The organism is Halopseudomonas salina, assembly GCF_014637955.1.
In the GTDB taxonomy this organism is placed as follows: Bacteria; Pseudomonadota; Gammaproteobacteria; order Pseudomonadales; family Pseudomonadaceae; genus Halopseudomonas; species Halopseudomonas salina.
On record NZ_BMFF01000005.1, the window covers coordinates 48,329 to 72,134 of the forward strand.

General features: G+C 56.9%; 20 protein-coding genes. 2 read left to right on the forward strand and 18 right to left on the reverse strand.

Annotated elements, in window-relative coordinates; genetic code table 11:
- Window positions 1–4: 4 nt before the first annotated feature.
- From IEV54_RS12335 to IEV54_RS12355, 5 genes are all read right to left on the reverse strand, one after another.
- Window positions 5–3,217: a pilus assembly protein gene (locus IEV54_RS12335; protein WP_150278147.1), complete on the reverse strand. Its 3,213-nt coding sequence runs from the start codon at window positions 3,215–3,217 to the stop codon at window positions 5–7.
- Between the two features lie 61 nt (window positions 3,218–3,278).
- Window positions 3,279–3,767, reverse strand: coding sequence for a pilus assembly PilX family protein (locus IEV54_RS12340; RefSeq protein WP_223825473.1), 489 nt, complete (start codon window positions 3,765–3,767; stop codon window positions 3,279–3,281).
- Between the two features lie 11 nt (window positions 3,768–3,778).
- Entirely contained in the window at window positions 3,779–4,513 is a 735-nt protein-coding gene (locus IEV54_RS12345; protein ID WP_150278146.1) for a prepilin-type N-terminal cleavage/methylation domain-containing protein, read from the reverse strand.
- Window positions 4,510–4,998, reverse strand: a complete 489-nt coding sequence (gene pilV / locus IEV54_RS12350) for a type IV pilus modification protein PilV (RefSeq protein ID WP_150278145.1) — start codon at window positions 4,996–4,998, stop codon at window positions 4,510–4,512. Before pilV ends, IEV54_RS12345 begins: the two co-directional genes overlap by 4 nt.
- The gene (locus tag IEV54_RS12355) at window positions 4,995–5,450 is read right to left on the reverse strand and encodes a GspH/FimT family pseudopilin (RefSeq protein WP_150278210.1); all 456 of its coding nucleotides are present in this window, start codon (window positions 5,448–5,450) and stop codon (window positions 4,995–4,997) included. The genes pilV and IEV54_RS12355 overlap by 4 nt, the downstream gene beginning before the upstream one ends.
- Window positions 5,451–5,609: 159 nt before the next feature.
- Between IEV54_RS12355 and IEV54_RS12360 the strand changes: the two genes are divergently transcribed.
- Complete coding sequence (locus IEV54_RS12360; RefSeq protein ID WP_150278144.1) at window positions 5,610–6,128, forward strand: GspH/FimT family pseudopilin; 519 nt, start codon at window positions 5,610–5,612, stop codon at window positions 6,126–6,128.
- Between the two features lie 166 nt (window positions 6,129–6,294).
- Here the strand turns inward: IEV54_RS12360 and argJ are convergent, their stop codons facing one another.
- The 3 genes from argJ to IEV54_RS12375 all read right to left on the reverse strand — a co-directional run bounded on the left by argJ (window position 6,295) and on the right by IEV54_RS12375 (window position 11,715).
- Window positions 6,295–7,512, reverse strand: a complete 1,218-nt coding sequence (argJ, locus tag IEV54_RS12365) for a bifunctional glutamate N-acetyltransferase/amino-acid acetyltransferase ArgJ (RefSeq protein ID WP_150278143.1) — start codon at window positions 7,510–7,512, stop codon at window positions 6,295–6,297.
- Window positions 7,513–7,780: 268 nt separating this feature from the next.
- The gene (gene secA / locus IEV54_RS12370) at window positions 7,781–10,525 is read right to left on the reverse strand and encodes a preprotein translocase subunit SecA (protein ID WP_150278142.1); all 2,745 of its coding nucleotides are present in this window, start codon (window positions 10,523–10,525) and stop codon (window positions 7,781–7,783) included.
- 266 nt (window positions 10,526–10,791) lie between these two features.
- Window positions 10,792–11,715 carry a M23 family metallopeptidase gene (locus tag IEV54_RS12375; protein ID WP_150278141.1) on the reverse strand — a complete coding sequence of 308 codons (924 nt, stop codon included), beginning with the start codon at window positions 11,713–11,715 and terminating at the stop codon, window positions 10,792–10,794.
- Window positions 11,716–11,791: 76 nt separating this feature from the next.
- Between IEV54_RS12375 and IEV54_RS12380 the strand changes: the two genes are divergently transcribed.
- Complete coding sequence (locus tag IEV54_RS12380) at window positions 11,792–12,244, forward strand: DUF721 domain-containing protein (protein WP_150278140.1); 453 nt, start codon at window positions 11,792–11,794, stop codon at window positions 12,242–12,244.
- A 73-nt stretch (window positions 12,245–12,317) separates the two neighbouring features.
- Here the strand turns inward: IEV54_RS12380 and lpxC are convergent, their stop codons facing one another.
- The 10 genes from lpxC to mraY form a co-directional block, all read right to left on the reverse strand.
- Window positions 12,318–13,229 carry a UDP-3-O-acyl-N-acetylglucosamine deacetylase gene (gene lpxC / locus IEV54_RS12385; protein ID WP_150278139.1) on the reverse strand — a complete coding sequence of 304 codons (912 nt, stop codon included), beginning with the start codon at window positions 13,227–13,229 and terminating at the stop codon, window positions 12,318–12,320.
- Window positions 13,230–13,374: 145 nt separating this feature from the next.
- Window positions 13,375–14,556, reverse strand: coding sequence for a cell division protein FtsZ (gene ftsZ / locus IEV54_RS12390; protein WP_150278138.1), 1,182 nt, complete (start codon window positions 14,554–14,556; stop codon window positions 13,375–13,377).
- A 93-nt stretch (window positions 14,557–14,649) separates the two neighbouring features.
- Window positions 14,650–15,879 (reverse strand): cell division protein FtsA, encoded by a 1,230-nt coding sequence (gene ftsA, locus IEV54_RS12395; protein ID WP_150278137.1) that lies wholly within the window; start codon window positions 15,877–15,879, stop codon window positions 14,650–14,652.
- 9 nt (window positions 15,880–15,888) lie between these two features.
- Window positions 15,889–16,755 carry a cell division protein FtsQ/DivIB gene (locus tag IEV54_RS12400; protein WP_150278136.1) on the reverse strand — a complete coding sequence of 289 codons (867 nt, stop codon included), beginning with the start codon at window positions 16,753–16,755 and terminating at the stop codon, window positions 15,889–15,891.
- A 9-nt stretch (window positions 16,756–16,764) separates the two neighbouring features.
- Window positions 16,765–17,682, reverse strand: coding sequence for a D-alanine--D-alanine ligase (locus tag IEV54_RS12405; protein WP_150278135.1), 918 nt, complete (start codon window positions 17,680–17,682; stop codon window positions 16,765–16,767).
- Entirely contained in the window at window positions 17,679–19,094 is a 1,416-nt protein-coding gene (gene murC / locus IEV54_RS12410) for a UDP-N-acetylmuramate--L-alanine ligase (protein WP_223825481.1), read from the reverse strand. The genes IEV54_RS12405 and murC overlap by 4 nt, the downstream gene beginning before the upstream one ends.
- Before the next feature lie 34 nt (window positions 19,095–19,128).
- Window positions 19,129–20,199 carry an undecaprenyldiphospho-muramoylpentapeptide beta-N-acetylglucosaminyltransferase gene (gene murG / locus IEV54_RS12415; protein WP_150278133.1) on the reverse strand — a complete coding sequence of 357 codons (1,071 nt, stop codon included), beginning with the start codon at window positions 20,197–20,199 and terminating at the stop codon, window positions 19,129–19,131.
- Window positions 20,192–21,367 carry a putative lipid II flippase FtsW gene (gene ftsW, locus IEV54_RS12420; protein WP_150278132.1) on the reverse strand — a complete coding sequence of 392 codons (1,176 nt, stop codon included), beginning with the start codon at window positions 21,365–21,367 and terminating at the stop codon, window positions 20,192–20,194. The genes murG and ftsW overlap by 8 nt, the downstream gene beginning before the upstream one ends.
- Window positions 21,364–22,713, reverse strand: a complete 1,350-nt coding sequence (gene murD, locus IEV54_RS12425) for a UDP-N-acetylmuramoyl-L-alanine--D-glutamate ligase (protein WP_150278131.1) — start codon at window positions 22,711–22,713, stop codon at window positions 21,364–21,366. The genes ftsW and murD overlap by 4 nt, the downstream gene beginning before the upstream one ends.
- A 10-nt stretch (window positions 22,714–22,723) precedes the next feature.
- On the reverse strand, window positions 22,724–23,806 hold the full coding sequence (mraY, locus tag IEV54_RS12430; protein ID WP_150278130.1) for a phospho-N-acetylmuramoyl-pentapeptide-transferase: 1,083 nt from the start codon (window positions 23,804–23,806) through the stop codon (window positions 22,724–22,726).

The following is a 23,806-nucleotide window of genomic DNA, read 5'->3' on the forward strand; positions in this document are numbered from 1 at the left end:
TTCCTTATTGCAGCTGTCGCCACATGATACGACGGGATAGCCCAGAAGCGGCAGCTCTTTCATCAAGGAATAGAGTCTGACCTGTGGACAGCAAGACAGCTTTGGTTTGCGTCGGCTTGTCATCACCTCGATCGATAATGACAGGCAAACCAGGTAGCCCCTCATTGATATCGATGCCCGCAACAATCGAGTCATTATCGTCGATCCTGCCATCCCTGTTGGTATCCAGCACCTCATAATTGAGCATACCGCCTGTGAGTAGATCGAGCTCAACAAGTCGACCACTACCCGAGCTAACACAAGGGTCCTCAGCATCAATGATCGCCGTTACAAAGACTACCCGGCCCTCTGTTGTCTGAGCCGGGAAGATCACCCGCTCACCCTCGGCGACACCGTTATAAATCAAAGGCAGATACCACCCTTTCTGCGTGTTGAAGTCGACCGGGTTGGCGCTGGTGCGGAAGTAGTCCTGACCACCGATCGTAACCTCATCAGTAATGGACTGAGGCTGCAGATTTGCCAGCACAACCTCCCCGGTGTTTGTCGGAGAGTCCCAGATCGAGTAAAACGCCTGCTGAGTCTTTGTCAGCTTGTCTGGGGCTTCGGCCAACTTACCCGTGCCGAACGATACCAGGTGCCCCCCTTGGGGATGTTCGGTAATCAGCGGATACGTTGTAATCGGCTGTGTTGAACCAGCAGCAAACAATTTGCTTGCAGACCAGTCGCTTTCCAATGTCGAAGAGGTATCAAACTTCCAGAGATTGCCGCGCAGGTCACCGGCATAGATCTTCTCGATCTGGTGCTGCGCGTTTACCACGATCTGTGGAGAGGCCAGCCCCGAGCCCCTCGCCTGCTCAGCTGCTGTCCCGGAGGTGTTCTCATCTACAACAATCTTGCGAACCAGGGCGCCCGTTGCCAGGTCGACAATGTAAAGAGCTGCCTTGCCAGTATGACTACCATATCCATTGCCGAAAACTGCGACCCACTGGTTATCCTTGGTTCTAGCAATCGCAGCACGGGAGTATGTGTAGCCAAGGTCATTCCACTGGTTGGACGGCGTATTGGCAGCCGGAGGAGAGAGCTCCCAGAGCGCAGATGGCGTATTTGGATTGGTAGCGGTTTGTTGGAATAACCTGACAGCAAACATGCTCTTGCCGCCTGCGCCCATTCCAGAGACGGCAACAGTTGACCAGGTAGAGCCAAGCTGGGCATCTGATACCGATATCTGCCCATCTACCAGGAACCGGTGAGTGCCGGACTCGGCATAATCAGGTTCAGCTACGATATTCAGGGAAGGGAGCACACTTGAGGGCATGTAGCCATAACGGTGCTGACCATTGTCCGCGTTTAGAATATGGAAAAAACCGTCATTGGCATTAACGATCAGACTGGTCTCGAGCTCAGAAGTCTTGTAAGCCAAGTAACTATCGTAACTTAAATCTCCAACAATCGCAGACACGCTTTGCGTTTCGGGAGCTACTCGCTCAAGGGAAGAGTTGACGACATCGCCCAGCAAAACTGAACGACTGCGTAATCCGCTAATCGATGCGCCTTTGCTCCAGGACAACAAATCAGCACCCGTAATAGGCGAACTTACCGAACCATTCAACTGTGCCTGCTGCGCAGGGGAAAGATTACCGTAAGCGAGAGTTACCGGCGCGTTAGTAGCGGTGTTATAGCCCTGATAACTCGCGGGATTGAGGCTTGGTGTGAAGGTGTTATCCGTAGTCCAAAGCAACGTATCGGCGCGCCCTGTAACGGAGTTGAGACGATATGCTTCAATCGTGCCACTCCATGAGGAGGGCTCATAAAGGGTTTTGTAATAGACCGTATCGGCGGTTAAAGTCGCGGAACTCGAAGCACCTGCCCCACCGGAACCTGCCTGAGCAGTGATGGCGTTGATTGCTTTAGACAGACTATCATTTAACTCGCTAGCATCATTGGCAGTGTAATATTCGCCATTGCCGTAATCAGCAGCATCTTCAAGCATGTCGTTGCTGGTAGCAAAGCCGACGGTGTATGTCTGCATGTTCTGTTTAGCAAAGCCTGCCGCGTTAAAGCTTTTGCCAGCCAAGTCAGGTGCGGTCGTATCGCGCAAGTCAATATCGTAAGCAAATTTGGCTATATCGTCTAGAAAGAGCGTGTCACCCTCGGCGTCGCCCGATGAATCATTACCGTCATTTCCACTATCACCATCCCAGTTAGGCAGGTTGTTATTGCCGGTCACACTGGGATTATTGCGCTTGGGGTCGTCATTAGGGAAACTTCGGTCAAAGGTCGGCAGACCATCAGTTACCACGATACTGAAAGTTCGCTGACAACGGTACTCAATAGGACTCTCGTAAGTACTGCTGCCCGATAGAGTCTGCAATCCTTGATCGGGAGCCAGCCCCCTGAGATATCGCGTCATCTCATAATAACTTTCAGCCAGTGGAGTATTGGTCGAGGCATCTACATCATTCACCTCGTCTACAAAGTCCTCGAAATTGGTTTGAGCCTGAGACGCACTAGTGATCACTGAACCGGCAGGAGAAACGGTTTCAGAAAAATCCTTGACCTCGATTTGTAAAGACCCACCCGGTCCGCGATTACCATCAGCAGGTGGGTTGAAAGTAAAAAGCCCATATCTTAAACCTCGGTTATCAGAAACGATTTGATTGGTCACCTCCCGTGCAACGTTCATACGATAATCGTCAGGCAAAACGTTCCTCAAGTCGACCCCGTTGTTCGAGGTAGAAGGCCAAGTGTTATAAATATAGGATAAATATTTTCTGGTATATCGAGTAAGTCCATTCCCAACTGGATCTGGAAGCATAAAACAGCGACGGTCGCTTACGTTATTACCACTCAAAAGGTACAAGGCAACACGGCCTGTACTACATAATGACCCGATACCTCTGCTCAAATTTCCGAGTGTTATATTATCGTTGTCCGCTTCAAGGTATAATTCGACGGTCACATTACGACAGCCAAAGAAATTACATCGCCTTTCAACCCTGCTTGTAGCATAAGCCACATTATCGTAGTTGCTAGCTGCTACTCCTGAAGGAGCTATCGCGTTCCGCATACTCCCCGAATTATCCAGCAGAACAAGTACGTTCGGCGTCACAGCTGAGGCACTCAGAATCGGCGCTTGCACGGGAGAGAAGGCGTAAACTGGAGCGGTGACGAATCCGCTCAACAGGACACCCGAGGCAAAGCTGATTAACTTTTTCATTGTAGTTCTCCCTGCCGTAACCGGTGTCGGCTGGCTTGGTAATCGCGCGGAGACAAACTGATTAATTCTTTGCATAAATACTCTCCAGCGCGGTAGTGGTATTGCCCACAGTTGCCACTGAGGTGACGCGATACAACATCACACTTTCGCCTGGGTCGACATTAATGGCTGCGCTGGAAGTACCCAGTTTCTGAATCTGATAGAGACTATTGCCATCAGTCGCTGCTCTCCATATACCGCAAGCGCTGTTACCGTTCTGGGCAGCTGCGTTATCGAAGTCGGGTGTTCGGCACCCATTACCATTACATTGCGCACAAGCTGCCAGCGCGGCCGCGCTGTTGAGGTTGGCAATAAAGCCCTCACCTTCGCGCAAACCAGCTTCCGCATACTGGAAGGTGATAGTTTTGAATCGGGTATTACCCGACATCTTTTCCTGCAAGGTCGCACTCTTCATTGCTGACACACCAACAATGGTCAGCAGGAGCAGGAAAATCAGGCTAACGAACAAAGCCACGCCACCCTGGGCCTTTTTCGGTGTGGTATTGAACATAAAGGGCTTCCTCATAACAACCGATTCCGCAAGGCTGCAACCACCGTGTATTCCTGCTCGGCGGTTCGTTGATTTTCGTCTTCAAGCACGAGTGCAATTCGTACGCTGCGAATAACGGCCGGATTGGGGACTAACCCTGGAGCAACATAGTTACCAGTCACGTAGGTATCACCAGCGTTAGCTGCAACACCAAACTGGATATCCAGGGACTTGACGTTACCTATCAGTGGTTCGAAACCCGCGCCGCCGCCATAACGTACTTGGAGGACATTCTCAGCAGCGTCGAGTTGATATTCGATCTGGCGGATGGGCAGTGCGATCTCACCAGCCGGTGGGGTAGCCGACCCCACCTCCACACTTCCACCAGTCCGGCAGTCTGTCACCAGCGTCCAGTCGGCGTTGGAACTCTGACCCACCGCCTGTGTCGCGTTGGAGGTGATAATCCGCAGCGTAGCGTTGGGACCATCCCAGGCAATCGGATTGTCAAAGGCAGCCGGTACATTTGTAATGGAGCCCGACGCAAGTGAGAGGCACCCAAACATGCCGGCCATGCGCAACTCCTGCGTCATACGAGTCAGCACGTAACGTGCATCTTCCTGCAAGGTGGCGGAGGCATCCTGAACTAACGCGGTCTGACGACTGCTGGCAAAAATCTGGGTTATGCCCAGCACCAGCACCAAGCCCAGCACCAGCGCAATCATGATCTCGATAAGACCGAAACCCTTGCTGCTATTCTTGAACTTCATGGGGCCGCTCCCACTGCATTGACTGCCACGTTGGTCGTGATCGCCAGTTCGCCTCGCTGGACATTACCCTCAGCGTCTAATCCGCCAGCACGACCTTCCGACCAGCTCACTTCCACACTGACTTGCGAGCCGTTAACGTCTATCGAGCCAGCCCCATCAGGCAAAGCACTGACTGCATTGGCGAAATCGATCAGGTCAGTGGCCAATACACTGTTTGCTGAGCCGGGCACGGCCTCTATGTTCGCAATATCATATTGATCCAGTTGCACCGGGTCGGCATTCGCCCTGATGCGATCTATTACGTCATACACGATAAAGCTCGCCTGTGAGCTGAGTCGCGAGCTGTCGGTGTATTTCAACGCATTAAGCTGCATTGCTGCAGCTCCGAGCACACCAATAGCCGTTACAAAAACGGCAATCATGACTTCAAGCAACGAAACCCCGCGCTGACGTTTGCTGCGTACCAATCCGAGTTTACTTCTCATATGCAGGACGCTCCCGTGAGAATTCTCCCGGTCGGGCACACCACCATACTTTTGGTAGAGTCGCCCCGGGTGTAATTGAATACGACAGAATTGGCCGGCGTTTTCAGGCCGCCCAGGCTGTCGAACACAATCGTGTCAACATCACCTGTGGCTGTAATAGTCGCTCCAGAGGGAAGCCCTGCATAACGCCGTATGACTGTCCCATCGCGAACAATTTCCAGGTCCTGAGTCCAATCATCATCAGTGAGGGCGCTAACATTTACATCCTCGCTGTGATTGATAGCCTCAAGCCTCGCCAAACTGAATGCACGGAGCAAATCGCTGAGATCAGAGTCAGCGCGTGAGCGTTCGAAGATCCCGCTAAACGCGGGAAAACCAATAACGGTGACCAGAGCCAGCACCGCTATTGCGATCATCAACTCAATAAGAGTGAAACCCTTCACACTTTTCATCAAAATCCCCTTTATCACGTGCTGACACTATAGAAAGCCCGCCGCAAGCGGTCGCGTTCGTTTCGATAACCGGTAAGATCGAGGTGATGACAGGTCGAGACGTCATTTTCAAGGCATACACGGCAGTAGGCCTGTTTCACATTTCAGGGAGGATACCCCATGCGTTCCCGTGGTTTTACTTTGATTGAGCTTATGGTGGCGCTGGCAGTGTTCGCGCTGCTGATCGGCATTGCGGTCCCCGGTTTCGGCAGCATGATAGACCAGCAGCGAATGAGCACAGGACTCAATAATCTGGGTTTGGGTCTGACAATGACCAGGGATGAGGCCGTGCGAATGAACCGCACTTTGACCCTCGCCCCTATCAGCGGGGACTGGAACGAGGGCTGGGTGATCTTTGTCGACACCAATAACGACGGGGTGCCCGATGGGGGAGAAAAGGTTTTACGCCATCTGCCTCCGGATACCCAACTGCGCGTACACGCAAACAAGCCGGTTTCCAGGTATGTGCGGTTCAATGCCCATGGTCAGACCGAGCTTCTCAATGGTGGCTTTCAGGCCGGTACCTTTCGGTTTTGCCCTTCCAAGTCGGGCGCAGAGGGGCGGAAATTGGTAATCAATCAGGTGGGGCGGTGGCGGGTCGAGCGCACAGTGATAGCTGCGAAGTATTGTGGGCCTTGATGTTTTTGCTGGTAAAGCGGTAGGTCAAAATGGGCTCCCGCGTTCGCGGGAGTGACGGGGATACTGGCGGGAGTGACGGGAAGACTGGCGGGAGTGACGGGAGGACTGACGCGATTAAGAGGTACTGGGACCGGAGTGACGGGGCTGGGCCCGTCACTCCGGCGCTTCAGGTTCGGTATTCGGCGTTGATACGCACGTATTCGTGGGACAGGTCGGTTGTCCATAGCGTTTCTGAATGCTCGCCTCGGCCAAGCTCAATGCGGATGGTGATCTCCGCCTGGGCCATGATCGCTGCGCCCTGCGCTTCTGTATATTCCTCGGCACGGCCTCCGTTGCGGGTAATACAGGCCTGATCGAGATATACATCGATCTTCTCCACATCCAGGTCCGGCACACCTGCACGACCCACCGCGGCAAGAATACGACCCCAGTTGGGATCGGAGGCGAAAAGTGCGGTCTTGATCAGGGGAGAGTGCGATATGGCGTAGCCCACATCCAGACACTCATCCCGGTTATTCCCACCATTCACCTGCACGGTAACGAATTTGGTAGCCCCTTCCCCGTCACGGACGATTGCCTGCGCCAGTTCAAGCATGACGGCCTTGATTGTATCGGCCAGCAGCGTGTAGTCCTCGCCTGCGGCCTCTGTTATCTCAACCGCCTGCGTCTGACCCGTGGCGATCAACATGCAGCAATCATTGGTGGAGGTGTCGCCGTCGATGGTGATGCGGTTGAAGGAGAGATCGGCCGCTTCGCGCAACAAACCCTGCAACACAGGCTGCGCTACCTTTGCATCAGTGGCGATATAGCCAAGCATGGTGGCCATGTTTGGCTTGATCATACCCGCGCCCTTGGATATGCCCGTTACTGTCACGGTTTCACCTGCGAGGGTGATCTGACGGCTGACACCCTTTGGCAGGGTGTCGGTGGTCATGATCCCCTCCGCGGCCTGGGCCCAGTTGTTCTCGTCAAGGTTTTCCAGGGCAGCCGGCAAGGCGCCTATTACCTTATCAGCGGGTAACAACTCGCCAATCACACCCGTACTGAAGGGAAGCACCTGTTTGCTGTCGACGCCGACCAGCTCCGCCAGAGCCGCGCAAGTTTTCAGGGCTGCCTGCATACCGGGATTGCCGGTGCCTGCGTTGGCGTTGCCGGTATTGACCAGCAGGTAACGTGGAGACTGGCCCAGATGCTGACGGCAGAGCGTTACCGGTGCAGCACAAAAGGCGTTGAGGGTGAACACACCCGCGATGCTGGAGCCCTCAGCGGCTTCCATGATAACCACGTCCTTACGGCCCGCACGCTTGATGCCCGCGGAGGCGATGCCCAGGCGAAAGCCTGGAACGGGATGCAAAACAGGTAGGGGGCCAAGTCCGACGGGCATGGTGCAATCTCCGGATGAAATAAGAGGGATATTGTAGCCGCCCGGGAGGGTCGAGTTCCATCTCGGCCGGCGGTGTGGCGGCAACAACCTTGCCGAGGTGGAACTCGGCCACTCCCAGGGGCGGCGTGCCCATCCGGGGAGGTCGAGTTCCATCTCGACCGACGGTGGTGGCTAGAACGCCAATGGTCGGGGTGGATTCCCGCCTTCGCGGGAATGACGAAGGCCCTCCCGGGTAAGGCGGAGCACTGGCTCGGGCGATGGCGCTAGCTCAGGCTATCTTGCCGTGGCACTGCTTGTATTTTTTGCCGGATCCGCAGGGGCAAGGATCGTTGCGGCCGACCTTGGGTCCTTCGCGGGTGACCGGGGCGGCGGATGCAGCTTCGTTTTGCTCACTCTCACCTTCTTCGCTGCCTGCGCTTGTAGGCGGCTCTACCTGCTCATGCTTGAACTGCATGCGCTTGGCCATTTCTTCTGCCTGGCGGCGCTGACGCGCTTCTTCTTCGGCAGCGTCTTCACGGCGTACCTGCACGTGGCTGAGGATACGAATGGTGTCGTGCTTGACCGACTCGAGCATTTCCTCGAACAGGTTGAAGGCTTCGCGCTTGTATTCCTGCTTGGGATTCTTCTGGGCGTAGCCGCGCAGGTGAATACCCTGGCGCAGGTGATCCATGGTCGCCAGATGCTCTTTCCACAAATCGTCCAGCACACGCAGCAACATCTGCTTCTCGAAGGTGCGCAGCGCATCGGCGCCGGTCAGCTCTTCCTTCTCGGCATAGGCCCTCACCAGCTCGTCCAGAATGCGCTGACGCAACCCTTCTTCGTGCAGGGTGTCGTCTTCATCCAGCCACTGCTGCAACGGCACCTTGAGCGCCAGCTCGGCACTCAGGTGCTGCTCCAGACCCGCGACATCCCACTGCTCCGGCACGCTCTGGGGCGGAATGTACTGACTGATGGCACCAGCCACTACGTCTTCACGAATGGCCTGGATGGTGTCAGAGACGTTTTCCGACGCCAGGATCGCATTGCGCTGGCCGTAGATAACCTTGCGCTGTTCGTTGGCGACGTCATCGTACTCAAGCAATTGCTTACGGATATCGAAGTTGCGACCTTCAACCTTGCGCTGAGCCTTTTCGATGGCATTGGTGACCATGCGGTGCTCGATCGCCTCACCCTTCTCCATGCCGAGCGCCTTCATGAAGTTCTTCACCCGGTCAGAGGCAAAGATGCGCATGAGGTTATCTTCCAGCGACAGATAGAAGCGGCTGGAACCCGGATCCCCCTGGCGGCCGGCACGGCCACGGAGCTGGTTGTCGATACGGCGTGATTCATGCCGCTCACAGGCGATGATGTGCAGACCGCCGGATTCGAGCACCTGCTGATGCCGCTGCTGCCATTCGGCTTTGATCTGGGCGATCTTCTCGTCAGTCGGATTCTCCAGACTGGCTACTTCCGCTTCCCAGCTACCGCCGAGAATAATGTCGGTACCACGGCCCGCCATGTTGGTGGCGATGGTTACCGCGCCAGGGCGACCGGCCTGGGCGATAATTTCGGCTTCTTTCTCGTGGTGCTTGGCGTTCAGCACCTTGTGCGGGATCTTTTCCGCGTCCAGCAGACGGGACACCGCCTCGGATGATTCGATCGACGCAGTACCCACCAGAATCGGGCGACCTTCACCCATGCTGTGCTTGATATCAGCGGTGATGGCAGCGAATTTCTCATCGATGGTCAGGTAGACCAGATCGTTGTAGTCCTTGCGCGCCATGGGCTTGTTGGTCGGAATAACCACCACGTCCAGGCCGTAGATCTGGCGGAACTCGAATGCTTCGGTGTCAGCTGTACCGGTCATACCGGACAGCTTGTTATACAGACGGAAGTAATTCTGGAAGGTCGTCGAGGCCAGGGTCTGGCTCTCGGCCTGAATCTTCAAACCTTCCTTCGCTTCGATGGCCTGGTGCAGGCCCTCGGAGAGACGGCGACCCGGCATGGTACGACCGGTGTGCTCATCCACCAGCACCACCTGTTCGTTCTGTACGATGTACTCGACGTTGCGATGGAACAGCGTGTGCGCACGCAAGCCTGAATGCACGTGGTGCAGCAGGTTGAGATTCTGCGCGGCGTAAAGGCTGTCGCCTTCCGGGAGCAACCCCTCCTTGACCAGCAGGCTTTCAACGAACTGGTGGCCCGACTCGTTGAGCTCTACCTGACGGGTTTTTTCGTCGATGTAGTAATGACCTTCGACTTCTTCCACGCCCTCTTCGGCAAGGTAGCCGCGCTTGAGTGTGGGGATCAGCTTATTGATCGCGGCGTACATGCGCGAGCTGTCTTCGGCAGGGCCGGAAATAATCAGCGGGGTACGGGCTTCGTCAATCAGGATCGAATCGACCTCGTCGACAATGGCGAAATTCAGCTCGCGCTGGAATTTGTCTTCCAGCCGGAATGCCATGTTGTCGCGCAGGTAATCGAAACCGAACTCGTTGTTGGTGCCGTAGGTAATGTCACAGCGGTAGGCGGCTTTCTTGTCCTCGGGATCCTGAAAAGGAACAACGACACCCACGGTCAGACCCAGAAATTCGTAAAGCGGACGCATCCAGTTGGCGTCACGGCGGGCCAGGTAATCGTTGACCGTAACCGCGTGTACGCCCTTGCCGGACAGCGCGTTCAGGTAAGCCGGCAATGTGGCTACCAGGGTTTTACCCTCACCGGTCTTCATCTCGGCAATGTGGCCTTCGTGAAGAGTCATGCCGCCAATCATCTGGGCATCAAAATGCCGCATGCCCATTACCCGCTTGCTCGCTTCACGCACCAGGGCGAAGGCTTCGGGCATTATCGCGTCGAGGCTTTCGCCCTTGCCTACCCTTTCCTTGTACTCGGCTGTCTTGGCCTTCAACTGCTCATCGCTCAGGGCGTTCAGCTTCTCTTCCTGGGCGTTGATCGCGTTGACGACCCGGCCCATGCGCTTTAACTCACGCTCGTTTTTGCTTCCAAACAGTTTCTTCAATAAAGGCGCAAACATAGTCGACTTTGATATCCGTTTGAGGGTGGGCGGCGCGGCCGATACATACCGGGCCAAACCGTAAACAAGCATTCTACTCTGAATCGCGCTGCACAATAAACCTGCACAAGTCGGGGGCAATGAGCGCTACGACTGAGAGACGGCATTACGCCAGTATTGCTGGCTGTAAACAGAGCAGAACCTTGGAGTGTAAGGCAGAAACGAAAACGTCCACAGGTCTGTGGACGTTTTCGGATTGTTCCAGGTGAGATCACTTCAGGGCAGAATCACTTCAAGGCGATGTAGCGGGCCGGGTTGACAGCCATGCCGTTGCGGTAAACTTCGAAGTGCAGATGCGGCCCGGTTGACCTGCCAGTGGAACCGACAGTCGCGATCTCCTGGCCCTTGCTGACCAGATCACCCTTCTCCACCTTCAATTCGTGGGCATGGGCATAGCGGGTCTTGTAGCCATCACCATGTGAGATCTCGACCATGTTGCCATAAGCGCCATTACGGCCCGAGAAAGTCACCACGCCGGCACCCACGGCAAAAATGGCAGTGCCACGGGGTGCCGAAAAGTCGGTGCCTGTATGCATGGCGATTCGGCCAGTCATGGGGTCACTGCGCCGCCCGAAGGAGGAGGAAACATACCCATCCTGCACCGGCATGAAATCGAGCATGGCGTTGCTGTCAGCCGACCGGTTCATGATCAACTGCTCGAGCAGTTTCATCTGCTGAGTCCGGTTATCGATTCGATCGGCGAGGCGATCGATGACTGACTGCACATCGGATTCCTGACTGACACTGTTTTTGTGTAGCTCAGGACCACCCACACCCGGTTCGGAATTGAAATCAAATTCGCCGTCGGACAGCTCGGCCAATTCGGTCAAGCGTTCGCCAAGCGCATCAAGGCGACTTAGCCGGGTCTGCAAGCGGGCCAATTGCTGGGTCATGTGCGTCAATTGCGCGTGCGAGCCCTCTTCATCAGCTTCACTGCTGGCCAGATCAGCCAATGTCTGCTCCCAGACAGCGTCGGCATCTACCTGCGAGGGCTGGATTTCAGCAGCCGGGTCGCTCAACAGGGACCAGGTCAGCACTACGGCGCTAACCGGCATCGCGATCAATGCGACTAGTGCAGCCAGAAGGACTGGCAAGCTGAGGCTGATCGCCCTGGCCGCGCCTTGCCGGTCAGTCAGAATAATGATGTTCAATTAAAAATCCCCAAACTACGAGTTATGCGGTTCTGATACGATGACCGCTGCTCAATAACTCCAATCGGCAAATGCCATGTCTTTTCATCCCCTCGATGCCCGCCGGCCCGGCGATTTGATTCGAACTAATTCAACCCTCAAGGGTCTATACGCCAGAGCCAGAAATATAGAGCGGCTGCAAGTTCTGCTGGATACGTTGCTGGAGCCTGCTGCAAGGGAACATTGTCGCGTAGCCTCGCTGCGTGAGGGCGTTCTTCGCCTGACCGTATCTGACAGCCACTGGGCTACCCGGATGCGTTACCAGCAAAAACGCCTGATTCGACAGCTTCAGGCCTTCAATGAGTTCGCAACTCTAACGAAAATTCACTGCAAGGTACAGCCTGTAGTGGTCAAAAAACCACCAGCACTGAATCCGATGCGCCGCTCAGCGGTGGCAGCGCGGGCACTGAAAGATACGGCAGATCAAGTCAATGATCCGAGTTTGAAGGCTGCACTGGAGAGACTGGCTTACCATCACAAGGATGCCTGAACAAAATTCGAGCAAAAAAAATGGCCACCGAAGTGGCCATACGAAACGAAACGAGATTACACGAAACGAAACTTCAGACTGCCGCAGCCGGGCGCATGAAGGAAATAGGCGCAGTACCTGCATCTTCGAATGTCACTATCTCCCACGCTTCCTTATTGGCAAGAAGGGCGCGTAGCAACATGTTGTTCAGGCCGTGGCCTGATTTATGTCCGCGGAACTCACCCACCAGACTCTTGCCAAGCAGATAAAGATCGCCGATTGCGTCAAGTATCTTGTGTTTGACGAATTCGTCCTCGTAGCGCAAGCCGTCTTCGTTCAATACACGGTACTCATCAACCACAATGGCGTTATCCACACTGCCGCCCAACGCCAGATTCTGCGAGCGAAGATGTTCTATGTCGCGCATAAACCCAAAGGTTCTGGCACGACTGACTTCCTTGACGAAAGAAGTGCTGGAGAAATCCACACTGGCAAACTGGCTGCGACCGCGAAACACCGGGTGGTCAAAGTCGATCCCGAAAGAGACCTTGAACCCTTCGAAAGGCAAAAAGCTGGCAGTCTTGCCATCTTCTTCTACGGTAATTTCACGCTTGATACGGATAAACTGCTTGGCGGCGTCCTGCTCTTCGATACCAGCGGACTGGATCAGGAACACAAAAGGACCGGCGCTGCCGTCCATGATCGGCACCTCAGAGGCGCTGAGCTCGACATAAGCATTATCAATGCCCAGGCCAGCCATCGCTGACAACAGGTGCTCGACGGTGTCTACCTTGGCGCCGTTATTGACCAGCGTCGTTGACATCGTCGTCTCGCCCACAAATTCTGCCCGGGCCGGTATCTCGACCGCAGGGTCCAGATCCGTCCTGACGAACACTATTCCAGTCCCCACTGGCGCTGGTTTCAGCGTGAGATAAACCTTCTCACCCGAATGCAGACCAACACCAGTGGCCCGGATGATGTTCTTCAGTGTGCGCTGTCTGATCATGCTTTTATACTTCCGCTGTAGTGGCGAAAAAGTCGCGAAAATGGCCAACGATTTTCGGTAAAGTGGCGCGTATCATAGCAAAGTCCACCTTTATTGAACACCAATCAGCCCTATTCGCGTGATTGACTAGACCTATCAAGTCTGATCAATCTGCCTGGCGCCGCAGAAATGCCGGAATGTCCAGGTAGTCCAGATCTTCTGGTGCCTGACTCAAACGTGCGGCTGCCGCGTTGCTGCCCTGTCCACCCGTGTTACGCATAACCGTCGGACGATCCAGATCACGGTAGTTAGGCGCGGTACTTTCCTGTGGCTGACGAGCCGCAGGTGCCGGGGCGCTCGTGTTATCGACAACTTTCACGGGCTTGTCCATCCGCGCGCCCAGGCCTGTGGCGACAACAGTCACGCGCAGCTCGTCACGCAGCTCTGGATCGATAACGGTACCCACCACCACTGTAGCAGTCTCGGAGGCAAACTCTTCAACGGTGCTACCGACTTCGGAAAATTCACCCAGGGACAGATCTGGTCCAGCTGTGATATTCACCAGAATACCCCTTGCGCCCATCAGGTTCACGTCTTCCAGCAACGGACTGCGAATTGCCGCCTCTGCTGCTTCACGTGCACGATTCGGACCACTGGCGTGGCCAGTACCCATCATCGCCATGCCCATTTCGCTCATTACGGTTTTCACGTCGGCAAAGTCGACGTTGATCATACCCGGACGCATGATGAGGTCAGCAATGCCCTGAACGGCGCCAAGCAGCACGTCGTTGGCCTTGCTGAACGCGGCAAGCAGGCTGGCGTCTTTGCCCAGCACGGTCAGTAGTTTCTCGTTGGGAATGGTGATCAGCGAATCCACATGCTCGCTCAGTTCACGGATGCCCTCTTCGGCGATCTGCATGCGCTTGCGGCCTTCGAACGGGAACGGCTTGGTGACGACTGCGACTGTGAGGATACCCATTTCACGAGCCACTTCGGCAACGATTGGCGCCGCACCTGTACCTGTACCACCACCCATGCCGGCGGTGATAAACACCATGTCTGCGCCACGCAGCACTTCAGCGATGCGTTCGCGGTCTTCCATCGCCGCTTCACGGCCGATCAGCGGATTGGCGCCAGCCCCAAGACCCTTGGTCACATTCGGGCCCAACTGCAGGATGGTGCGGGCGCTGACGTTCTTCAGTGCCTGTGCATCGGTGTTGGCACAGATGAACTCGACGCCCTCGACGTTGTTGACAACCATGTGCTGCAGGGCGTTACCACCGCCGCCACCGACACCAACAACCTTGATTACTGCGTTTTGCGGAACGTTATCAATTAATTCAAACATGGTTCCATCTCCTCGAGTACTAACTCGTTTCGTTTTCGTTTCGTTTACTGCATTGCTCGCTTGCGCGAGCGCCAGACCGCTTTTGTGCGGCTCTTAAAAATTGCCCTTGAACCATCGCTTGACACGTACCAGCGCTGATTCCTTGCTCGTTTCCGAACTGCTTGCAGCCGCGGCGTTATGCCGGTTGCCGTAGTGCAACAGCCCTACACTGGTGGCATAGATGGGGTTGCGCACCACATCCGTCAGCCCCTTGAATTCCTGTGGTACGCCCAGGCGTACCGGCATGTGGAAAATCTCTTCGGCCAGCTCCACAGCACCTTCCATCTTCGATGTACCACCGGTCAGCACGATGCCGGCCGGAATCATGTCTTCGAAGCCGGAGCGTCGCAGCTCGGCCTGAATCAGCGTGAACAGCTCGTCATACCGCGGCTCGACCACTTCGGCCAGGGCCTGACGGGACAGATCGCGCGGGGGACGCTCGCCCACGCTGGGCACCTTGATGGTTTCTTCCGGGCCGGCCAGTTTGGCCAGCGCACAGGCGTAGCGGATCTTGATTTCCTCTGCGTACTGGGTCGGGGTACGCAACGCCATGGCGATGTCGTTGGTAACCTGATCTCCGGCAATCGGAATTACGGCCGTGTGGCGAATCGCGCCTTCGGTGAAGATCGCGATATCCGTGGTGCCGCCACCGATATCAACCATGCACACGCCCAGTTCCTTCTCATCATCGGTCAGCACTGCGTAGCTGGAGGCCAGTTGCTCGAGAATCACATCTTCGACTTCCAGCCCACAGCGGCGGATGCATTTTTCAATGTTCTGCACGGCATTCAGTGCGCAGGTCACCAGATGCACCTTGGCTTCCAAGCGCACGCCGGACATGCCCAGCGGCTCGCGCACACCTTCCTGGTTATCGATCACATATTCCTGGGGCAGGATGTGCAACACCTTCTGGTCAGCGGGAATGGCCACCGCCTGGCCTGCGTCGAGCACCCGCTCAATGTCTGCCTGTGCCACTTCACGATCACGAATTGCCACAATGCCGTGGGAATTGAGACTACGAATGTGATTACCGGCAATCCCGGCAAATACCGAGTGAATTTCGCAGCCGGCCATCAACTCCGCTTCCTCGATTGCCCGCTGAATTGATTGCACAGTGGATTCGATATTGACCACCACCCCTTTCTTCAGGCCGCGCGAGGGGTGCGAGCCGATACCCACGATCTCCAGAGTGCCGTCCACACCGATCTCACCGACCAGCGCGACCACCTTGGAGGTCCCGATATCAAGCCCGACAATCATTCTGCTACCCTGCTTGCTCGCCATAAGATCCTGTCACTCTTTGATTAATTGCTGCGCGACCGGCTCGCGCCAGGCCACTGCCATCGCATTGTTGTAGCGCAGGTCAACCCGCGCTATCTGTGGTCTGTATTCGGCCAGCATGAGCTGATCGATGGTCAAAAAACGTTGCACCTTGTCCACCAGAGCATCACGACCCAGAAGCACCTGGATGCCATCCTGGGTGGTCAGAAACCAGCTGCCCCGCTCACGCAGTTCGAGCTTCGCAACACCCTGGCCATAAGGCCGTAGCAGCCGATTGAACTGCTGGTAGTACTGCATGACGCGCTGCTTGGCCCGCTGTGGGCCATCCAGCTGCGGCAGCTCCGCAAACTGGCTGATATCTTGCGGGGTGAAAGCCTTGCCCGCGTTGTTCAGCAGAGCGGCATCACCCCAGCGAGCGACTGGCAACTGCTCATCCAGATGGATGATCAGCTGACTGGGCCATACCCGCGTTACCGCAGCACTGGCGACCCAGGGCATCTCCGCCAGATCACCGCGCATTGCATTCAGATCAATGCCCAGAAAACTCTCGTTCAGGTACGGCTGAATAACGGCCTGCACCGCTACCGGATCGATGTACTGCAATTCGCCCTGCACGCTGATCAATTCAATCGGCTGGTCCGCCAGCGGCAGAATGCGGCTGCCAAGCTCGTACAGCCCCACTCCCAGACCGATCAGTAACAGCGGCCAGATCACCTGCTTGATCCGCGTCAAAGCGCCGTCAAACGATGGCCGGCTCAGTGACAGCTTCGGCCAGCTGCGCGCAGCGACCGGAGCCACACGCACGGCGCCCTGGCCCGGCGCTACACGCCGACTCCGGGTTTTGCCTGCCCGCGGGTCTCTGACCATCTGCCGCAACATACCGTTCCCTCAGTAGCGGGCACTGGCGAGAATCGCCAGCACCAGCTCGGTAAATGACATGCCCGCTGCAGCTGCAGCCATGGGCACCAGACTGTGATCGGTCATGCCGGGCACAGTGTTGACTTCCAGCAGGTAGAACTGACCTGCTTCATCCTGCATCACATCCACTCGGCCCCAACCCCGGCAACCTACGGCGTTGAATGCCTCTAGACACAGCTCGCCCAGCTCGGCTTCGCGCTCCGGTGACAGCCCGCATGGGCATATATACTGTGTGTCATTGGTCAGATATTTGGCTTCGTAGTCGTAGAAGGTGTGCGGCGTGCGCAGGCGTATTGCCGGCAGCGCGCGACCGTCAAGAATGGCTACGGTGAACTCGGCGCCGGTAATCCACTTTTCCACCAACGCCACGTCGTCATACTGGCGTGCTGACTGCCAGGCGAGCTCCAGCCCGTCCACATCCTGGACCTTGGCCATGCCAATACTGGAACCTTCATGGATCGGCTTGACGATCAGCGGCGTACCCAGGGTCGAGACTATTTCGCCACAGTCAGCCTGATCGCGCAGGACCGCATAGGCAGGGGTGGTGAGTCCCAGGCTCTGCCAGATCAACTTGGTACGCAGCTTATCCATACCCAGCGCGGACGCCATTACGCCGCTTCCGGTATATGGCAGCTGCAAACTCTCAAGCAGACCCTGCAGGCTGCCGTCTTCGCCACCACGACCATGCAGGGCAATAAACACACGATCCGGGCGATCTGCGATCAATTGGTTGGCCAGATCCTGCCCCGCATCAATGCCATAGGCATCCACACCCGCCGACTGAAGCGCGGCGAGCACGGCGGCGCCGGATTTAAGCGATACGGCGCGTTCAGCAGAACGACCGCCATAGAGCACTGCCACTCGCCCAAAATCTGTGACGTTGCTCATGCCTGGCCCTCCACATCACGGACGGCCAATTTCTGCAGGCCATCTACCAGTTGAGACGCCAACCCACCGATATCACCTGCGCCCTGAGTCAGCAGGATATCGCCGGGCTTGAGTACGGCTTCAACAAGCGGGAAGACATCTGCATCGCGCTCGACATAGATGGGATCCAGCTGCCCGCGCTGACGGATGCTGCGGCACAGATTGCGGCTATCCGCACCGGGAATGGCCTCTTCACCGGCGGGATAGACCTCCATCAGCAGCAGTGCATTGTTTTCGCCCAGCACCTGCACAAAGTCTTCGTACAGATCCCGGGTACGGGTAAAGCGGTGCGGTTGATAGATCATAACCAGACGGCGTTCCGGCCAGCCGGCGCGAACAGCCTTGATGACTGCCGCGACCTCACGAGGGTGATGGCCGTAGTCGTCAACCACCATGACCTCGCCGTCGGCAAAGGGGTATTCGCCATACACCTGGAAGCGCCGGCCAACGCCCTCGAAACCCCTGAGGCCCTGGATGATCGCCGCATCGTCAATACCCTCATCAGTGGCTACCGCAATGGTCGCCAGTGAGTTCAGTACGTTGTGCACGCCGGGCATATTGACCGACACATCCAGATTCTCATGGCCGTGACGCACCACGGTGAAATGGGTCTGCATCCCATGCTGATGAATATCTATGGCGCGGATGTCGGCGTCTTCGGACTGCCCGTAGGTGACTACCTGGCGGTTGATCTGCGGCATGATCTCGCGCACCACCGGATCATCAATACATACCACTGCCAGACCGTAGAAAGGCAGGTTGTGGAGAAACTCGACGAAGGTCCGCTTGAGCTTGTTGAAATCCCCGCCATAGGTATCCATATGGTCGGAATCGATGTTGGTGACAATCGACGTCATCGGCTGCAGGTGCAGGAAAGACGCATCGCTTTCGTCGGCTTCAGCTACCAGGTAACGACTTTCACCCAGCTGCGCGTTGGTACCAGCGCTGGTCAGACGGCCACCAATGACAAATGTCGGACTCAGACCTGCCGCCGCCAGGACCGATGCAATCAGGCTAGTGGTGGTGGTCTTGCCGTGGGTACCGGCAACGGCTATGCCGTGGCGGTAGCGCATCAGTTCGGCCAGCATTTCGGCGCGGGGCACGACAGGAATCCGTCTCTCCATCGCCGCAGCAACTTCCGGGTTGCTGGTATTGATGGCGCTGGATACCACCAGCACATCAGCTTTTTGCACATTTTCCGGGCGATGACCAATATCCACCCGGGCACCAAAGCTCTCCAGGCGGTCGGTGACGGCAGAGCGCTTGAGGTCCGAGCCGGACACTTCATAACCCAGGTTCAGCAGTACTTCGGCAATACCGCACATACCGGCGCCGCCGATCCCGACAAAATGGATACGACGGATCCTGCGCATCTCCGGCAGAAAGAATGTGGCCTTCTGGCGTGGTTCAGCCATGGATCACCTCCTGACAGGCGCGGACAACATCCGCAGTCGCGTTGGGTGTGGCCTGGCGGCGGGCATTATCGGCCATCGCTTGCAAAGTCTCCGGCTGGGTAAAAAGGGAATTGAGCTGCTCAGCCAGTGATTCACTGCTGAGGCTGTGTTGCGGCAACAGCAGCGCTGCCTGCTGGCTTGCCAGAAAATGCGCGTTGGCACTCTGGTGGTCGTCAATGGCATGGGGCAACGGAATCAGCAATGCGGGGCGGCCAGCTGCAGCCAGCTCGCTGATGGTCAAGGCGCCAGCCCGGCAAACCACCAGATCGGCCCAGGCGTAAGCTGCGGCCATGTCAGCGATGAAGGGCTCTACGCGCGCATTCACACCCGCCTGTGCATACCCTTGCGTGGTCAGTTCCACGTGCTGGCGTCCGCACTGGTGCCACACGTCCGGTCTGGCAGCTTCACCCAGCAGTGCCACCGCCGGTGGCAGTAGTTTGTTCAGCGGCAATGCACCCAGGCTGCCACCGAGAATCAGCAGCCGCGGCTGGCGATCGGCCTGCCAGTTCATGGGAGCCACCTGAAATATCTCTTCACGCACCGGGTTACCGGTTGTCAGCCGCTTGGGCGTATCGGCAAAGCTGCCAGGGAAGCCTTCACAATGGCGTTTGGCCAGGCGGCTGAGCAATCTATTGGAGGTACCCACCACGGCATTTTGCTCATGGATCACCAGCGGGATGCGCTTGCACCAGCCAGCCAGCCCACCCGGGCCGGTTACGTAGCCGCCAGCACCCAGCACGCACACCGGGTCGAGCACTGCCAGCAGACGCAGCGACTGGAACAGTGCGCGCATTAGCTGGAACGGCGCCTTGAGCAAGCCCAGACGGCCCTTGCCACGCAGGCCCTGGACATCAATGTAGTGAATCGGAATACCAGCCGCGGGTATCAACTCGGCCTCGATGCCCCGACGGGTACCCAGCCAGTGCACTTCATAGCCCTGCTCGGCAAACAGGCGTGCGCAGGCCAGAGCTGGAAAAACGTGGCCACCGGTACCGCCGGCCATGATCAGCACGCGATCACTCATCGGCCACCTCCCGCAGCGCCTGGCGGCGCTCCCAGTCGATACGCAGCAATATGCCCAGGCTGATGCAACAGACCACAAGCGAGCTGCCACCGTAACTGAGGAACGGCAGGGTCAGACCCTTGGTGGGCAGCAGACCGACGTTCACACCCACGTTGATCAATATCTGGCCTATCCACATGATGGCCAGACCGTAAGCCAGGTAGGCCGCAAACAGCCGGCCGGCGCGCTCGGCCCAGAGACCGATATACAGGCTGCGCACGGCCAGAAAAACCAGCAGCCCAAATGCCGAAAGTGCGCCGACCAGGCCCAACTCCTCGGCCAGAACCGCGAAAACGAAGTCGGTATGCGCCTCGGGCAGATAGAACTGCTTTTGAATGCTGTTGCCCAGACCGATGCCCAGCCACTCGCCACGGCCGAACGCGATCAGCGCCTGGGTAAGCTGATAACCGGTACCAAAGGGATCTTCCCAGGGATTCAGGAAACCGGTCAGGCGCTGCAGCCGGTAGGGCTCGATGACGATCAGCAGCCCACCAAGAATCGCAATCGAACCGAACAGAAGGATGAATCGGAACAGGCCTACACCGCCAAGAAACAGCATGCCCACGGCTGCGCCCATCAGAACGACTGTGGCACCAAAGTCCGGCTCGGCGATCAACAACAGAGCCATCGGGAAGAGCACCATGAACGGCTTGATAAAACCGAACCAGCCTTCCTTCACCTCTTCCTGCCTGTGCACCAGATAGCCGGCAAGAAACACTACGGCGAAGAGCTTGGCAAGCTCCGAGGGCTGAATATTGATAGGCCCTACGGCGATCCAGCGCCAGCTGCCGTTAACCTCGCGGCCGATGCCGGGGATCAGTACGGCCACCAGCAGAGCGATACCAATGAACAGCAAGGGAAACCGGAACTGTTCCCACAGGCGGATTGGCACCGAAATCACAAAGACCAGTGCAGCGAATCCGATAAGCACGTAAATCAGCTGCCTGATCATATAGAACAGGGGATTACCCAACTGACCCGCAGCCACTTCCATGGAAGCAGAAGAAACCATGACCAGTCCAAGCCCCAAAAGGCAGAGGGCGGCCACCAGCAACGGCATGTCCATATCGAAACGGCGGGGCCCTAACAGGGGCGCGGCTGACTCCTTGAGGGTAGCGATACCGATCATTGCGGCAACCTCCCTACAGCCTCGGCAAATAGCCGACCACGTTCTTCAAAGTTGCGAAACATATCCAGACTGGCGCAGGCAGGCGACAGCAACACGATATCACCCATCTGCGCGGCTTCGGCTGCTGCCTGTACAGCCTCTTCCAGGGTGTTGACGCGGACCAGCCGGGTGCAACCGTCCAGGGCGTCTGCCAGTAAGGGCGCATCCCGACCTAACAGCACCACCGCCCGGCAATGCTCGCGAACCGCCTTGCTGAGCGGAGCAAAATCAGCACCCTTGCCGTCTCCGCCGGCAATCAGTACCAGTTTGCCGCTGCAATCGGCAGCAAAACCCTTTATCGCTGCCAGGGCGGCGCCCACGTTGGTTGCCTTGGAATCGTCGTAATAATCCACGCCCGAGAGCTCGGCGACCCACTGGCAGCGATGTGGCAAACCGGTGAATTCACGCAGCGTCTGCAGCATGGCGTCCATGGGCAACCCAACAGCATGCCCCAGAGCCAGAGCAGCCAGCGCATTGGCATGATTGTGCGCGCCACGCATTCTGAGTTCTGAGATTGCGATCAGCGGCTTGAATTCAAATGCCAGATACTGCTCGCCCTCTTCCTTGATCAGCCCGAAGCCTTTGAAGTCCGGCCGCGACAAGCCAAAGGTCCAGCAGGGTAGCTGTTCGTTGAGCAACGGCCGAGACAGACTGTCGTCCCGGTTCACCACCACCTGACGCGCACCACGAAAGATCCGATGTTTGGCCTGATGATAGGCAACCATGCCGGGGTAACGGTCCATGTGGTCGGCGCTCATGTTCAGAACCGTAGCCACTTCAGCGTTCAGGTTGTCGGTTGTTTCCAGCTGAAAACTCGACAACTCCAACACATACAGCTCAGCCTTCTCATCCAGCAGGTCCAATGCCGGCGTTCCCAGATTGCCGCCCACGGCCACCCGCTTGCCGGCTGCCGCTGCCATGTCGCCCACCAGCGTTGTGACAGTGCTCTTGGCGTTGGAGCCAGTGATGGCAATGACTGGCGCCTTTGCCTCACGGGCAAACAGCTCCACATCGCCAACAAGGTTGACTCCAGCAGCTTTGGCCGCCTGCAAGGCCGGTTCAGCCAGCGCGATACCTGGGCTGACAATCAGCTCCGAGGCACGATTGAGGATAGCCGGGTCCAGTTCGCCCAGGTACAGATCAGCCATCGGCGCAAAACGCTTGAGCTGATCCAGACCCGGCGCATTCTCGCGTGTATCCACCACAGCAAATGACAGGCCGCGGCCAGCCAAATAGCGCGCAACCGACAGCCCGGTCTTCCCGAGGCCGACGATGATCCGCTGCTTGTCCGTGGTAATCAGTGACACAACACTTTCCTCAACGCAGTTTCAATGTGGACAGACCGACCAGCACCAGTACGACGGTGATGATCCAGAACCGCACTATTACCCGCGGCTCGGGCCAGCCCTTCAATTCAAAATGATGGTGAATTGGCGCCATGCGAAATACGCGGCGACCGGTGAGCTTGAACGAGGCAACCTGGACGATGACCGACAGGGTTTCCACGACAAAGATACCGCCCATGATGAACAGCACGATCTCCTGCCGAACGATCACCGCAATGACTCCAAGCGCAGCGCCCAGCGCCAGCGCACCCACATCGCCCATGAACACCTGAGCGGGATAGGTGTTGAACCAGAGAAACCCCAGCCCGGCCCCAACCAATGCGCCGCAGAATACGATCAGCTCGCCTGCGCCTGGCACATAGGGAATCAACAGATACTCGGCAAAGCGCACGTTGCCGGAAAGATAGGCAAAGATACCCAGCGCGCCACCGACCATGACCGTTGGCAGAATCGCCAAACCATCCAGACCGTCGGTCAGGTTGACGGCGTTACTCGAGCCGACGATCACGAAGTAGGTCAATACAACAAAGAAGATCCCGAGCTGAAATTCGACCTGCTTGAAAAACGGCAGAATCAACGTGGTCTCTACCGGGTTGGTCGCGGTCATGAAGAGTACGATTGCTGCGGTCAGACCAAACACCGACTGCCAGAAATACTTCCAGCGCGATGGCAGGCCTTTGGAGTTCTTTTCCACTACCTTGCGGTAATCATCCACCCAGCCAACTGCACCGAAGGAGAAGGTCACTCCCAGCACAACCCACACGTACAGGTTGCTCAAATCAGCCCAGAGCAACGTGCTGATGCCGATCGCGACCAGAATCAGCGCGCCGCCCATGGTCGGTGTACCCGCCTTGGATAAATGCGATTGGGGCCCATCGTTGCGCACAGACTGTCCAATCTGACGAAAACTCAGCGTGCGGATCATCCATGGACCCAGGAACAGGGCCAGACCCAGGGCCGTGAGAACGCCCAGAATACCGCGCAGGGTCAGGTACTGAAACACCGCAAAACCGGTGTAGAACTGCTGCAGATATTGAGTCAGAAGCAACAACAT

What these genes read in the sequence shown, in the direction of transcription:
- ftsA (WP_150278137.1), bottom strand. Translation starts at nt 15,879, where the DNA reads ATGGCGAGCAAGCAGGGTAGCAGAATGATTGTCGGGCTTGATATCGGG.
- lpxC (WP_150278139.1), bottom strand. Translation starts at nt 13,229, where the DNA reads ATGATCAGACAGCGCACACTGAAGAACATCATCCGGGCCACTGGTGTT.
- IEV54_RS12400 (WP_150278136.1), bottom strand. Translation starts at nt 16,755, where the DNA reads ATGTTGCGGCAGATGGTCAGAGACCCGCGGGCAGGCAAAACCCGGAGT.
- IEV54_RS12335 (WP_150278147.1), bottom strand. Translation starts at nt 3,217, where the DNA reads ATGAAAAAGTTAATCAGCTTTGCCTCGGGTGTCCTGTTGAGCGGATTC.
- mraY (WP_150278130.1), bottom strand. Translation starts at nt 23,806, where the DNA reads ATGTTGTTGCTTCTGACTCAATATCTGCAGCAGTTCTACACCGGTTTT.
- pilV (WP_150278145.1), bottom strand. Translation starts at nt 4,998, where the DNA reads ATGAGAAGTAAACTCGGATTGGTACGCAGCAAACGTCAGCGCGGGGTT.
- murG (WP_150278133.1), bottom strand. Translation starts at nt 20,199, where the DNA reads ATGAGTGATCGCGTGCTGATCATGGCCGGCGGTACCGGTGGCCACGTT.
- IEV54_RS12360 (WP_150278144.1), top strand. Translation starts at nt 5,610, where the DNA reads ATGCGTTCCCGTGGTTTTACTTTGATTGAGCTTATGGTGGCGCTGGCA.
- ftsZ (WP_150278138.1), bottom strand. Translation starts at nt 14,556, where the DNA reads ATGTTTGAATTAATTGATAACGTTCCGCAAAACGCAGTAATCAAGGTT.
- IEV54_RS12355 (WP_150278210.1), bottom strand. Translation starts at nt 5,450, where the DNA reads ATGAAAAGTGTGAAGGGTTTCACTCTTATTGAGTTGATGATCGCAATA.
- IEV54_RS12340 (WP_223825473.1), bottom strand. Translation starts at nt 3,767, where the DNA reads ATGTTCAATACCACACCGAAAAAGGCCCAGGGTGGCGTGGCTTTGTTC.
- IEV54_RS12405 (WP_150278135.1), bottom strand. Translation starts at nt 17,682, where the DNA reads ATGAGCAACGTCACAGATTTTGGGCGAGTGGCAGTGCTCTATGGCGGT.
- IEV54_RS12380 (WP_150278140.1), top strand. Translation starts at nt 11,792, where the DNA reads ATGTCTTTTCATCCCCTCGATGCCCGCCGGCCCGGCGATTTGATTCGA.
- murC (WP_223825481.1), bottom strand. Translation starts at nt 19,094, where the DNA reads ATGCGCAGGATCCGTCGTATCCATTTTGTCGGGATCGGCGGCGCCGGT.
- ftsW (WP_150278132.1), bottom strand. Translation starts at nt 21,367, where the DNA reads ATGATCGGTATCGCTACCCTCAAGGAGTCAGCCGCGCCCCTGTTAGGG.
- secA (WP_150278142.1), bottom strand. Translation starts at nt 10,525, where the DNA reads ATGTTTGCGCCTTTATTGAAGAAACTGTTTGGAAGCAAAAACGAGCGT.
- argJ (WP_150278143.1), bottom strand. Translation starts at nt 7,512, where the DNA reads ATGCCCGTCGGACTTGGCCCCCTACCTGTTTTGCATCCCGTTCCAGGC.
- IEV54_RS12345 (WP_150278146.1), bottom strand. Translation starts at nt 4,513, where the DNA reads ATGAAGTTCAAGAATAGCAGCAAGGGTTTCGGTCTTATCGAGATCATG.